We start from the raw sequence: 12,698 nt of genomic DNA on the forward strand, positions 1-12,698 counted from the left end.
TCGTCATGAAGGTCCTCGTGATCAAGCTTTCCTCGCTGGGCGATGTGGTGCACACCTTTCCGGCGATAACGGACGCCGCCCGCAGCGTTCCGGGTCTCGTGCTGGACTGGGCGGTGGAAGAGGCCTTCGTGCCCCTGGTAAAGCTTCATCCCGCCGTGCGGCACGTCATCTGCGTGCCCTTGCGCCGACTGAAGAAACGGCCGCTCGTCGCCTTCCGGAGCGGTGAGGGGCAGGCGGTCGGTGCCGCGCTCAAGGCCGAGCGTTATGATGTGGTGATCGATGCACAGGGCCTGATGAAGAGCGCCGTGGTCGGCCTGCTGGCTCGTGGCCGACGGCATGGCTTCGACCGTGCCACGGCACGCGAGGGGCTGGCCAGCCTCACTTACGGCACCGGCCACCATCTGCCCGAGCGCGAGCACATGGCGCTGCGCATCCGCAAGCTGTTTGCCGCAGCCCTCGGCTACAGCCTCGATGGGCTGGAAGCGGATGCCGGCCTCTCCGTCGCCCCGCCGCCAGCCGGACCGCCTTATTGGGTGTTCCTGCACGGCACCACGTGGGGCACCAAGACCTGGACAGTGAGACACTGGCGGGAACTTGCCGCCCACGCGGCCCGTGCGGGGCGCGCGGTGAAGATATTTGCCCACGGTGCGCAGGAGGAAGAGCGCGCCGCCGTTATCGCCGCCGACCTGCCGAATGTCGAGCGTCTGCCGCCCGTTGGTCTTGGTGCCGTGGCGCCCGTGCTGGCGGGCGCAGAGGCGGTGGTGACGGTCGACACGGGCCTCGGGCACCTCGCAGCGGCGCTGGGCGTGCCTACCGTCGGCGTCTATGGGCCGACCAATCCGCGCCTTACCGGCCTTTATGGGCCGAAGGTGCTGGAGCTGCGCTCCCTGCGCGACTGCGCCCCGTGCGAGAAGCAGACCTGCCGCATCGCGCCCGACCGCGCCGAGGGCCCGCCCTGCCTCGCGGATTTCACCGGCCGCGACATCTGGCGCGCCGTCAGCCTGCTGCGGCTCGGCCATGCGGACGCCATGGACAAGATGTGAGGGGGGAGGGATAAGGAGCGCGTTTCAAACGAGGCCGAGTTTCCGATGACCCACCCTGCCGCCGGTGCCCGCGATACCATTCTCGTGACCGGAGGTGCCGGCTTCATCGGCTCCAACATGGCCCGCGCTTTCGCCGAAGATGGCCGCCGCGTGGTCATTGCCGACTGGCTGGAAGACGGCCCGAAGTGGCGGAATATTGCAGACATCGCCCTCGATGACGTGATCCGCCCCGAGGCCATCACGTCTTTCGTGGAGCGCGAGTCGGGCCGGCTCGCCGGCATCGTCCACATGGGCGCCGTCTCGGCCACCACCGAGCGGGACGGGGACAAGATCGTCGCCCGCAACGTCCGCCCGACGCTGGACCTGTGGGACCAATGCGCCCGCAAGGGCCTTCCCTTCATCTATGCCTCGTCCGCCGCCACCTATGGCAACGGCACGCGCGGCTTTGCCGATGACGAGAGCCCGGCGGCGCTGGGGCAGCTGGCGCCGCTCAATGCCTATGGCTGGTCGAAGCTGATGGCGGATCGGCGCTTCATCGCCGATGTGCGCGCCGGCCGGCCCCGCCCGCCGCAATGGGCGGGCCTGCGCTTCTTCAACGTCTATGGGCCGGGCGAGGCGCATAAGGGCGACATGCGCTCGGTCATTCACAAGATCTACCCCACCGCCGCCAAGGGCGAGGCGGTGACGCTCTTCAAGTCGCATCATCCGGGCTACACGGACGGCGGTCAGTTGCGCGACTTCATCTATGTGAAAGATTGCGTGAACGTCGCCATTTGGCTCATTGAAAATCCTCACATTTCCGGAGTTTTCAATGTTGGCACGGGGGCCGCGCGCTCCTTCGCGGATCTCGCCCGCGCGGTCTTCTCTGCTGCCGGCCAGCCCGAGCGGATCACCTACATCGACATGCCGGAGGCGCTTCAGGGCGCCTATCAGTATTTCACGCAGGCCGATGTCTCGAAGTTGAGGGCAGCAGGCTACGCCAAGCCCTTCACGAGCCTCGAAGATGGCATCTCCGATTATGTGACGCGCCATCTGCGCGGCGCTAACGCGGCCTGAGCGGGGAAGAAAATGCTCGCCGAAACCCAGCTCGCGCCCATCGCCGTCATCGGCGACGTGATGGTGGACCGTTACATCACCGGCTCCGTCTCGCGCATCTCTCCGGAAGCGCCGGTGCCAGTGCTCGTCCATGGGGCCGAACGCATCGTGCCGGGCGGCGCGGCCAACGTTGCCGCCAATGCCGCCGCCCTCGGTGCGCCCGTGCTGCTCGTGGGTCTTGTCGGCGAGGACGAGGCGGCGAGCCAATTGGCCGATGCGCTCGCCACCTATCCCGGCATCAGCCTCGCGCACATGGTGGTGGACGCCAAACGACCCACCATCACCAAGACGCGGGTGATGAGCGGGCGCCAGCAGATCGTGCGCATCGACGCGGAAGTGACGCGGGCCTGCGACGCTGCCGAGGAGGCGGCGCTGATTGGTGCGGCGGAAGCGGCCATCGCCAAGGCGGGTGTCGTGGTGCTCTCCGATTATGCCAAGGGCGTGCTGAGCGATGCGGTGATCGCCGCCGCCATGGCTGCGGCCAAGGTGCGCAATGTGCCGGTGATCGTCGATCCCAAACGCCGCACTTTCGAGGCCTATCGCGGCGCCACCCTCGTGACCCCCAACCGCCGGGAACTGGCCGAAGCCACCGGCCTGCCGGATGAGACGGATGGGGATGCTGCCCGCGCCGCGGAGGCGGCTGGCCGCCAGTTCGGCGGCGATGTGCTGGTGACGCGGGCCGAGAAGGGCATGACGCTGTGGCGGCAGGACGGGCGCGTTCTGCACGTGCCTGCCGAGGCGCGCGAAGTGTTTGACGTCTCCGGCGCGGGCGATACGGCGCTGGCCGCGCTGGCCGTTTCGCTGGCAGGCGGGCAGAGCCTGGAGGCGAGCGTCGGCATCGCCAATGCGGCTGCCGCGCTGGCCGTCGCGAAGCTCGGAACCGCCGTCGTGACGCGCGCGGAACTCAGGGCCGCGCTGGAGCGCACGGCGGCGCAGATCGCACCACCCGGTGCGCTCGTCTCCCGCGACGATGCTTGCGCCGTGGTCGCCGCCTGGAAGGCGCAGGGGCTGCGGGTCGTCTTCACCAACGGCTGCTTCGATCTCGTCCACCCCGGCCATGTGAGCCTGCTGGAACAGTCGGCCGCGCAGGGGGACCGTCTGGTGGTGGCGCTGAACACGGACGCCTCCGTGCGCCGCCTCAAGGGGCCGAGCCGGCCGCTTCAGGACGAGCAGGCGCGGGCGCGGGTGATGGGCGCCATGCGCTGCGTCGATCTCGTGGTGCTGTTCGACGAGGAAACGCCGCTTGAAACCATCAAGGCGCTGCTGCCGGACGTGCTGGTGAAGGGCGCCGATTACGCCCCGCACGAGGTGGTTGGGGCCGACGTGGTGACGGCAAACGGTGGCGAACTGGTGCTGGTGGATCTGGTGGCCGGCAAGTCCACCTCCAGCCTCGTCGCCAAGGCGCGGACCTGAAAAATCCGCCTCAATTTATTGATCTGAAAAGAGAACGCCCCGAACCATCCGGCTCGGGGCGTCTTCATGTGATGCGTCAGAGCAAGAGGCTCAGGCGGCGCAATAAGCGATCACGCGGCGGATGAAGGCTTCGCAGGCATCGAGCTGGTTCTTCTCGAGATATTCATCTGGCTGGTGCGCCTGGACGATGGAGCCGGGGCCGCACACCACGGTCGGGATGCCGGCCATTTCCACGAATAGGCCAGCTTCCGTGCCGTAGGCGACCTTGGCGTGATCGTTGCGGCCGGCGAAGTGCTTCGCCAGCACGGCCACGGGCGCGTCGGGCGAGGTGGAGAGGCCCGGAAAGGCACTCTTCAGCTTGAACTCGATGCCGGTGTGGGGCGCCTTGGCCTTCATCACCGGCTCCAGCGTGTCCGTGGCATAGGCAATGATTTCGCAGGTCAGCGCCTCCACATCGTCCTCGGGCAGGGCCCGGACTTCCCAGTCGATCGTCGCCAGTTCCGGCACGATGTTTAGGGCGGTGCCGCCATGGAAGGTGCCCACGTGGGCGGTGCTGTGGGGGATGTCGTAGAGGTCGTCCCGCCGGCCTTCCGCCGCCAGACGATCGCTGAGATCGGCCACCTTGGCCACGAGGCGGCCGCCCGCCTCCACGGCATTCACCAGTTCAGGCGCGCGGGAGGAATGGCCGCCGGCGCCGGTGATGACCGTGGCGTAGCTCTTCTTGCCCTTGTGCCCGACCACCACCTGCATGCTGGTGGGTTCGCCGACGATGCAGGCCTCCGGCTTGTAGCCCTTGGCCACCATGTGCTCGATCAGCGGACGCACGCCGACGCAGCCCACTTCCTCATCATAGGAGATGGCGAAATGGATCGGCTTCTTGAGCGGCTGGGCCTTCATCTCCGCGACCATGCCGAGGCAAACGGCGAGGAAGCCCTTCATGTCGCAGGTGCCGCGCCCATAGAGCTTGCCGTCGCGCTCGGTGACGGTGAAGGGATCGGACGTCCATTCCTGCCCATCCACCGGCACGGTGTCGGTGTGGCCGGACAGGACAATGCCAGGCACGTCGCGCGGCCCGAGCGTGGTGATGAGGCTCGCCTTCTTTTCTTCCGTGTTCTCCACGCGCTCGAAGAAGATGCCTTCGGCGGTCAGGAACTCTTCCACCGCCTCGATCAGCGGCAGGTTGGAATTGCGGCTCGTCGTATCGAACGAAATCAGGCGCGCCAGCCAGTCGAGGGTCTGGGGATTGGGCATCGCGCGGAAACTCCGGGAAGGTTCTCTAAAGGGAAGGTTCTCGTGGGCGACGGATGCGACTCCAGCGCAACTCTGCCGCATTGCACACATATACCCCCTTTCGGAGCGGCGCAGCCCATTTGTCCGGGGCGATGCGGTGGATTGCGGGCGCGGCGCGCCTGCCATGTCGGGAGACGGTTGTCCGTCTCTCGGCGGTGCCATAAGAGCAGATCGCGCGCCGGCGCGGGGGAGAAGCATGGCGAGGATCACCCTGGTTCTGGGAGGCGCCCGTTCGGGCAAGAGCTGCCATGCCGAGCGGCTGGTGGAGGCGCTCCCCGCCCCATGGGCCTATATGGCGACCGCCCAGGCCTTCGACGCCGAGATGGAGGCGCGCATCGCGCTTCATCGCGACCGCCGGGGCGCGGGCTGGCAGACCTTCGACACGCCGCTCGATCTGGCCGAGGCCCTTGACGGCCTGCCCCCACAGATGCCCGCCCTCGTGGACTGCCTCACCCTCTGGCTCACCAACCACATGCTGGCCGAGCACGATGTAGAGGCGGAAGCAGCGCGCCTTGTCGCCGCCGTGGTCCGGCGCCCGGCGCCCGTGGTGCTGGTGGCCAATGAGGTGGGCCTTGGCATCGTTCCCGACAATGCGCTGGCACGACGGTTCCGCGATGCCGCCGGCCGTCTCAATCAGCAGTTGGCAGACAAGGCCGACCGGGTGGTGTTCCTGGTCGCCGGGCTGCCCATGACGGTGAAAGAACAATGATCAACGAACCCATCGATCCGCGCGATGCCGAGCGGCACCGGGCCAAGATGGCCAAGCGCAAGGCCGTGCAGGATGCCGAGGTGGCGTCCAAGAATATCGAGAAGGGCCTGCTGATCGTTCACAGCGGCCCCGGCAAGGGCAAGAGCACGGCCGCCTTCGGCCTTGCCCTGCGCATGCTGGGCTATGGGCGAACGGTGGGCATCGTCCAGTTCATCAAGGGTGCCTGGCACACGGGCGAGAAGGATGCCTTCGCCGCTTTCGGCAACCGCGTGAAGTGGCACACCATGGGTGAGGGCTTCACCTGGGAGACGCAGGATCTCGCTCGTGACAAGGCGGCCGCGGAACGCGCCTTCGACAAGGCCCGTGAGCTGATGGACGACCCTGCCGTTTCGCTGGTCATCCTTGACGAGCTGAACATCGCCTTGCGCTACGAATATCTCGACCTCAATGACGTGATTGACGTGCTGACCTCTCGCCGGCCGGACCTGCACGTGGTCATCACCGGCCGCAACGCCAAGCCGGCGCTGATCGAGGCGGCCGATCTCGTCACCGAGATGCAGCTGGTGAAGCACCACTTCGCGGCCGGCGTGAAAGCGCAGGTCGGCATCGAGTTCTGAGCGCGTCGACAGGAGCGGGGAGGGCCATGGCGCGCGCGCTGATGTTTCAGGGCACCGGCTCGGACGTGGGCAAGTCCCTGCTGGTCGCCGGCCTCGCCCGTGCCTTCGCTGACCGGGGCCTGAAGGTCCGCCCCTTCAAGCCGCAGAACATGTCCAACAATGCCGCGGTCACGGCCGACGGCGGTGAGATTGGGCGGGCGCAAGCGCTTCAGGCCCGCGCTGCCCGCGTGCCGCTCTCCGTGCATATGAACCCCGTGCTGCTGAAGCCGCAGAGCGAGGTTGGCGCGCAGGTGGTCGTGCAGGGCAGGGTGGTCGGCAGCGCCAAGGCGGCCGCCTATCAGCAGATGAAGGCAGGCCTCCTGCCCTCGGTTCTGGAGAGTTTTTGCCGGCTAAAGACTGAAGCTGACCTTGTGCTGGTGGAAGGTGCCGGCTCGGCCTCCGAGGTCAATCTGCGGGCCAATGACATCGCCAACATGGGCTTTGCCCGTGCGGCGGACGTACCTGTGGTACTGATCGGAGACATCGACCGGGGCGGCGTGATCGCGAGCCTCGTTGGCACGAAGACGGTGCTCGATCCGGCGGATGCGGCGATGATCCAAGGCTTCATCGTCAACCGTTTCAGGGGCGATCCCGCCCTGTTCGGGAGCGGCGTGGACCTCATCGCCGGGCACACGGGCTGGGCCGCCCTCGGCCTCGTGCCCTTTTACACGGGTGCCGCCCGCCTGCCCGCCGAAGACGCGCTGGGCGTCGCCGGCCCGCAGGCGCCGAAGCCCGGCGCCAAGGTGCGGATCGCGGTGCCGATCCTGCCCCATGTGGCGAATTTCGACGATCTCGATCCGCTGGACGCCGAGCCGGGTCTCGAGGTGCGGCGCATCCGTTCCTCCGACGTCCTACCGACGGATACGGATCTCGTGCTCCTCATCGGCTCCAAGGCCACCATCGCGGATCTGGCGGCCCTGCGGGCTGGCGGCCTGCATCATGACATCCAGGCCTTTGCACGTCGCGGCGGGCGGGTGCTGGGCCTGTGCGGCGGCTATCAGATGATGGGCGAGCATCTGTCCGATCCGGATGGCGTGGAAGGCCCGCCCGGCTCGACGGAAGGCCTCGGGCTGCTGAAGGTGGGTACGGTGATGACAGGCGAGAAACGGCTCATCGCCGTCACCGGCACGTCGCGGCTCGGTGCGCCTTTCTCCGGCTATGAAATGCACATCGGCGCAACGGAAGGCGCCGACACCGCCCGCCCCTTCGCCGAGCTAGACGGCATGGGTGCGGAAGGTGCCGTCTCGGCCGATGGCCGCATCATGGGCACCTATGTGCACGGCCTGTTCGGCGATGACCGCCAGCGTGCGGCCCTCATGGCGCTGCTGGGCGCGGGGCCGGCTCAGGTGGCCTATGAGGCGGGCGTCGAAGAGGCGCTGGACGGTCTTGCCGCTCACCTCTCGGCGCATCTCGACCTCGACCGCCTCCTCAGCCTCGCGCGATGACGAGGCCCGCGAGCGCGATCAACGTAACGAACGCCACCAGCAGCGCGTCCGCCGCCACATAGAGGCGCAGCGCCGCGCGGATGTCGCGGGCGTCGATGTCCCGGCGGCCGTTGCCCATGTAGGCCGCCTGCGCCGGCACGCCGCCATAGGAACGCGGGCCGGCGATGGAGATTCCGAGCGCTCCCGCCATGGCCGCCTCCGGCCAGCCGGCATTGGGCGAGCGGTGATGCGGGGCGTCCCGCAGCATGGCCCGCCAGGCCTCCTTGGGGGAACAGCCCGGCAGCAGTCCGGCCGCGAGCACGATGAGCAGACCGGAGAGGCGCGAGGCGGGCAGGTTCACGAGATCATCCAGCCGCGCCGCGGCCCAACCGAAATCCTCATAGCGAGGATTGCGGTGGCCGATCATGCTGTCGGCCGTGTTCAGCGCCTTGTAGCCGGCCCCGCCCGCAAGCCCGCCCACCAGCATCCAGAATGTGGGCGCGACGATGCCGTCCGAGAAATTCTCGGCCAGGCTCTCGATGGCCCCGCGCGTCACGCCGGCGACATCCAGTTGCTCGGGATCGCGTCCGACGATGTGCGAGACGGCGCGGCGCCCGGCGGCAAGGCCGCCCTTCTCCAGCGCCGTCGCCACGGCCGCAACGTAGGTATAAAGCGAGCGCTGGGCGATGAGCACGCTGCCGAGAATGCCGGCCAGCACCACGCCGAGCGCGAACTGGCGCAGGAAGGCTTCCAACAGCAGAGCCGGTAGCATGGCGCAGGCGAGCAGGACGAGGACGGTCAGGACGCCGTTCCGCTTGCGGGCGGGGCCGGGGAGGGTGGTGCGGTTGAGACGCGACTCGAGTGCGCTGATGAGCGTTCCGGCCCAGACGACGGGGTGGCGAATGGCGCGGAACAGCGGCTGCGGATAGCCGGTCAGGCCTTCCACAAGCAAAGCGACGCAGGTCAGATCAAAAGCCATGGCATGTCTTCGGGCATCAAGGGCGCGGGGACGCTGCGGTACGTCCGGCACGCAATCGCGGGAACGGGACGTCCTGTAATGTCTGTCACGGGAAGTGTCTTCATTTTCTCATGCCGAAGTGCGAGAAGCGCCTCGGTTGAATTTGGCAGGGAACCGTCATGCGCGTTGCGATGATTGGCACGGGGTACGTGGGTCTGGTGTCCGGCGCCTGTTTTGCCGACTTCGGGCACCATGTCACCTGCGTGGACAAGGACGCGCAGAAGATCGAGCGTTTGGAGCGGGGCGAAATCCCCATCTTCGAGCCCGGCCTTGATGCCCTGGTGGCGCGCAACCGCGCCGCGGGACGCCTCGATTTCGCGGTGGACCTGACGCAGGCGGTGCGCGAGGCGGACGCGGTGTTCATCGCGGTGGGGACGCCCTCCCGGCGCGGCGACGGCCATGCGGACCTTTCCTATGTCTATGCGGCCGCGCGCGAGATCGCCCAGGCGGCGGAGGGCTATACGGTCGTGGTCACCAAGTCGACTGTGCCCGTGGGTACCGGCGACGAGGTGGAGCGGGTGATCCGCGAGACCCGTCCCGATGCGGACATCTCCGTGGTGTCGAATCCCGAATTCCTGCGCGAAGGCGCGGCCATCGAGGACTTCAAGCGGCCCGACCGCATCGTTGTCGGCACGGATGAGCCGCGCGCCCGCGAGGTGATGGCGCAGCTCTATCGCCCGCTGGCGCTGAACAGCCTGCCGCTGGTCTATACGAGCCGCCGCACCTCCGAACTCATCAAATATGCCGGCAATGCCTTCCTCGCAGTGAAGATCACCTTCATCAACGAGATCGCCGACCTGTGCGAGCAGGTGGGCGCGAACGTCCAGGACGTGGCACGCGGCATCGGCCTCGACAACCGCATCGGCTCGAAATTCCTGCATGCCGGCCCCGGCTATGGTGGCTCCTGCTTCCCGAAGGACACGCTCGCCCTCACCCGCACGGCGCAGGAAGCCGGAACGCCCTTGCGCATCGTCGAGACGGTGGTCGGCGTGAATGACGTGCGCAAGCTTGCCATGGCCAAGAAGGTGGTAAACATCCTCGGCGGCGATGTGCGCGGCAAGACCGCGGCGGTTCTGGGCCTCACCTTCAAGCCGAATACTGACGACATGCGCGAGAGCCCGGCCATTTCCATCATCCATGCGCTTCTGGACCGTGGCATGAAGATCCGCGCCTTCGATCCCGAAGGCATGGAGGAAGCCAAGAAGGTGCTGCCCGCCGACGTCGCCTATGCGAGCGGCCCCTATGAGGCCGCGGACGGCGCCGACTGCCTCGTCATCGTCACCGAATGGGACGCCTTCCGGGCGCTCGATTTCGAGCGCATGCGCAAGCTGCTGAAGCAGCCGGTTCTTGTGGACCTGCGCAACATCTACCGGCCCGATGAGATGGCGGCGCTCGGCTTCACCTATGAGAGCGTCGGCCGCGGCACGCCCGGCGCGCCGGATACGCTGACGCTCGCGGCGCAGTGACGGCTACCATTTTGCCGTCACACTCCTGTGGTCCGACGCGCTTGAGCGAGAGCTTGGCCTTGATGCTGCGGATCTATCAGGGCGGGGCAGGGCGCTTCGGCCTCGTGCGCGCACCGGCCGGGCGGCCGGCGGCAGTAGGTGGAATATGCGTTTTCTGGTGACGGGCACGGCCGGCTTCATCGGCTTTCACCTGGCAAAGCGGCTTCTGGCGGGCGGGCATGTGGTGGTCGGCGTGGACGGCCTCACTCCGTACTATGACGTGCGCCTCAAGCACGCACGGCATGCGGAACTGGAGCGTCACAACGGTTTCTCCGCCGTCATCGGGATGATCGAGACGCCCGACGTGCTCGCGCAGGCGGCGGATTTGGCGCGGCCGGACGTCATCATCCATCTCGCGGCGCAGGCCGGGGTGCGCTACAGCCTCGAAAATCCGAAAGCGTATGTGGACGCCAATCTCAACGGCTCCTGGAACGTGCTGGAACTCGCCCGGCACCTGAAGCCGCGCCATCTGCTCCTCGCATCCACCAGTTCCGTCTACGGCGCCAACGCCAAGGTGCCGTTCTGCGAGACCGACCGGGCCGACGAGCCCATGACGCTCTATGCGGCCACGAAGAAGTCCATGGAGGCGATGGCGCATTCCTATGCCCATCTCTATGGCGTGCCGACCACCGCCTTCCGCTTCTTCACGGTCTATGGCCCATGGGGCCGGCCGGACATGGCCCTGTTCAAGTTCGTCTCCGCCATCCTGAAAGGCGAGCCCATCGACATCTATGGCGAGGGCCGGATGTCCCGGGATTTCACCTTCATCGATGATCTGGTGGAGGCAGTCCTGCGCCTCGTGGAGCGTGCGCCCCAAACGGGCGCGCCGGTCGGCCGCGCGGGCGTCGATTCCCTTTCGCCGGTGGCACCGTTCCGCGTGGTGAACATCGCCGGCGGCCAGCCTGTGGGGCTTCTCGATTTCGTCGAGACGGTAGAGCAGGCGGTCGGGCGCACTGCCATCCGCAACTTGCTGCCGATGCAGGCCGGAGACGTGCCCCGTACCTATGCCTCGGCGGCACTCCTTGAGGCCCTGACCGGCTATCGTCCGGACACGCCGCTCGGCGTCGGCGTCCCGGCCTTCGTCGAATGGTACCGGAGCTATTACGGCATCTGACGCCGCAGCCACAGGATCGGAGGCCGGGCTGTTTCTGCCGAGCTCGGCGAAGGTCGCGAGCGTGCCGTTGGCCCTTGGCACCGCAACCGCGGCACCCGCCAGAACTGGAAGCGTCCTCTGCAGATGCAGATGATCGGCGGCTTCGGCACGCGGGCGCGAAATTTGTGGTTTTCAGGGCCTTGGCCATGCCAATACGCGAACGGACCCCGCCGTTTGCGCGTGAGACCCAATTTCAAGGGGCAGGGCACCAGTGTTGCAATACGGCTTGTTCACCACCGGCGGAGCAATGGGCGCATCCGCCAGCCATGGATGCCCGAACGGCAGCTTTCATGATCCATGATGCGTAGAAGATATATTATGGAACCTATTTTGAAAATCCGTTGAAGGGCATTTCAGGCTTGGCGCCGACGGGCACCGTTTCGGCGTCCATGCTGGGCGGATTGGTGCTAAGGCGGTATGTGCCGGCTGCGTCCGCGTCCGCCCGTAAGGAGTTCCTGACATGTCCGAGACTGCCGTGCCGCCGCCGATGCTCGACCACGTGGTGGTGAATGTCAGAGGCGCGCTGGATGAGGCCTTCGCCGCTTATGAGCGGCTCGGCTTCCAACTGACGGTGCGCGGACATCACACGCTTGGCTCTGCCAACCATCTGGCCATCTTCGACACGGCCTATCTGGAGTTGCTCGGCTATGAGCCGGGCAAAGGCGGCGGTCGCGCTGATCTCTGGGAGCACCCCGCGGGCCTTACCGGCCTGGCCTTCAAGGATGACGACGGGCGTTACGCCGATCTCGTCGCGCGGGGCGTGCCCGTGACACCGTCGGCCGAATTTTCGCGCCCTGTGCTGCTCGCCGACGGACCGCACGACGCCCGTTTCCGCGTGGTTCGCCTGTCACCCGGGGAGGTCCAGAACGGGCGCACCTTCTTCTGCCATCACTATACGCCCGATCTCGTCTGGCGGCCGGAATGGCAGCGTCACCCCAATACCGCGGTGTCGGTGCGTGACTTCGTCATTGCCACACGCGATCCCGCCCGTACCGCCTCTCTCTACGAGCTCATGTTCGGCCCGGGTGCGCTTCGATCCGAAGGCGGAAATCTCTCCTTCGCCGCAGGCGCGACGACTATCCATATCCTCACGCCGGACGCAGCCGAGGCACGCCTCGGGACGCCCGTGGAACTGGGGCCGGGCGGTACGGACCGCATGGTCGCGCTGGTCCTTCGCGTGAGCGACATCGCGGCGACCGGGCGCGTCCTGACCGGCAATGGCGTGACTGTAGAGGCTCTGCCGGGCAGCGGCCTCGTGGTGCCCGCATCCGAGGCGGCCGGGGCCGTGCTCGGCTTTGTGCCCCTCTGAGGGGTAGGGCTCCGTGGCCGTCGCCCTGCCCTGCCCTTCACGCGGCCGCCCAGCCGCCATCCCGCGGCTCGAAGACCTCGGAG

General features: G+C 67.3%; 11 protein-coding genes. 9 read left to right on the forward strand and 2 right to left on the reverse strand.

What is annotated here, in order from left to right; translation table 11 throughout:
- Positions 1-5 precede the first annotated feature (5 nt).
- Genes waaC through rfaE1 form a run of 3 tightly spaced genes read left to right on the forward strand, consistent with a single transcriptional unit; the run spans position 6 to position 3,551 of the window.
- The gene (gene waaC / locus DFO45_RS05525) at positions 6-1,043 is read left to right on the forward strand and encodes a lipopolysaccharide heptosyltransferase I (RefSeq protein ID WP_133864095.1); all 1,038 of its coding nucleotides are present in this window, start codon (positions 6-8) and stop codon (positions 1,041-1,043) included.
- A gap of 45 nt (positions 1,044-1,088) precedes the next feature.
- Positions 1,089-2,099 (forward strand): ADP-glyceromanno-heptose 6-epimerase, encoded by a 1,011-nt coding sequence (gene rfaD / locus DFO45_RS05530; protein WP_133864096.1) that lies wholly within the window; start codon positions 1,089-1,091, stop codon positions 2,097-2,099.
- 12 nt (positions 2,100-2,111) lie between these two features.
- Positions 2,112-3,551, forward strand: a complete 1,440-nt coding sequence (rfaE1, locus tag DFO45_RS05535; RefSeq protein ID WP_133864097.1) for a D-glycero-beta-D-manno-heptose-7-phosphate kinase — start codon at positions 2,112-2,114, stop codon at positions 3,549-3,551.
- 90 nt (positions 3,552-3,641) lie between these two features.
- On the opposite strand, the gene argE is transcribed toward rfaE1, so the two are convergent.
- A complete protein-coding gene (gene argE / locus DFO45_RS05540) occupies positions 3,642-4,802 on the reverse strand; it encodes an acetylornithine deacetylase (RefSeq protein WP_133864098.1) in 1,161 nt (386 codons plus the stop codon).
- A gap of 235 nt (positions 4,803-5,037) precedes the next feature.
- Here argE and cobU point away from each other — a divergent pair, with 235 nt between their 5' ends.
- The 3 genes from cobU to DFO45_RS05555 are packed head-to-tail and all read left to right on the forward strand — an operon-like array spanning position 5,038 to position 7,651.
- The gene (gene cobU / locus DFO45_RS05545; protein WP_133864099.1) at positions 5,038-5,550 is read left to right on the forward strand and encodes a bifunctional adenosylcobinamide kinase/adenosylcobinamide-phosphate guanylyltransferase; all 513 of its coding nucleotides are present in this window, start codon (positions 5,038-5,040) and stop codon (positions 5,548-5,550) included.
- Positions 5,547-6,167, forward strand: coding sequence for a cob(I)yrinic acid a,c-diamide adenosyltransferase (cobO, locus tag DFO45_RS05550; protein WP_012170784.1), 621 nt, complete (start codon positions 5,547-5,549; stop codon positions 6,165-6,167). Before cobU ends, cobO begins: the two co-directional genes overlap by 4 nt.
- Before the next feature lie 26 nt (positions 6,168-6,193).
- Positions 6,194-7,651 carry a cobyric acid synthase gene (locus DFO45_RS05555; RefSeq protein ID WP_133864100.1) on the forward strand — a complete coding sequence of 486 codons (1,458 nt, stop codon included), beginning with the start codon at positions 6,194-6,196 and terminating at the stop codon, positions 7,649-7,651.
- Here DFO45_RS05555 and cbiB read toward each other — a convergent pair.
- The gene (gene cbiB, locus DFO45_RS05560; RefSeq protein WP_133864101.1) at positions 7,635-8,609 is read right to left on the reverse strand and encodes an adenosylcobinamide-phosphate synthase CbiB; all 975 of its coding nucleotides are present in this window, start codon (positions 8,607-8,609) and stop codon (positions 7,635-7,637) included. The two genes, DFO45_RS05555 and cbiB, sit on opposite strands and share 17 nt — an antisense overlap.
- Positions 8,610-8,767: 158 nt before the next feature.
- Between cbiB and DFO45_RS05565 the strand changes: the two genes are divergently transcribed.
- The 3 genes from DFO45_RS05565 to DFO45_RS05575 all read left to right on the forward strand — a co-directional run bounded on the left by DFO45_RS05565 (position 8,768) and on the right by DFO45_RS05575 (position 12,615).
- Positions 8,768-10,114 carry a UDP-glucose/GDP-mannose dehydrogenase family protein gene (locus DFO45_RS05565; RefSeq protein ID WP_133864102.1) on the forward strand — a complete coding sequence of 449 codons (1,347 nt, stop codon included), beginning with the start codon at positions 8,768-8,770 and terminating at the stop codon, positions 10,112-10,114.
- Positions 10,115-10,259: 145 nt separating this feature from the next.
- Positions 10,260-11,267 carry an NAD-dependent epimerase/dehydratase family protein gene (locus DFO45_RS05570; protein ID WP_133864103.1) on the forward strand — a complete coding sequence of 336 codons (1,008 nt, stop codon included), beginning with the start codon at positions 10,260-10,262 and terminating at the stop codon, positions 11,265-11,267.
- Between the two features lie 499 nt (positions 11,268-11,766).
- Positions 11,767-12,615, forward strand: a complete 849-nt coding sequence (locus DFO45_RS05575; RefSeq protein ID WP_133864104.1) for a VOC family protein — start codon at positions 11,767-11,769, stop codon at positions 12,613-12,615.
- The last annotated feature ends 83 nt before the right edge of the window (positions 12,616-12,698 follow it).

Origin of the sequence: Azorhizobium sp. AG788 (assembly GCF_004364705.1) — a bacterium.
Lineage (GTDB): Bacteria > Pseudomonadota > Alphaproteobacteria > Rhizobiales > Xanthobacteraceae > Azorhizobium > Azorhizobium caulinodans.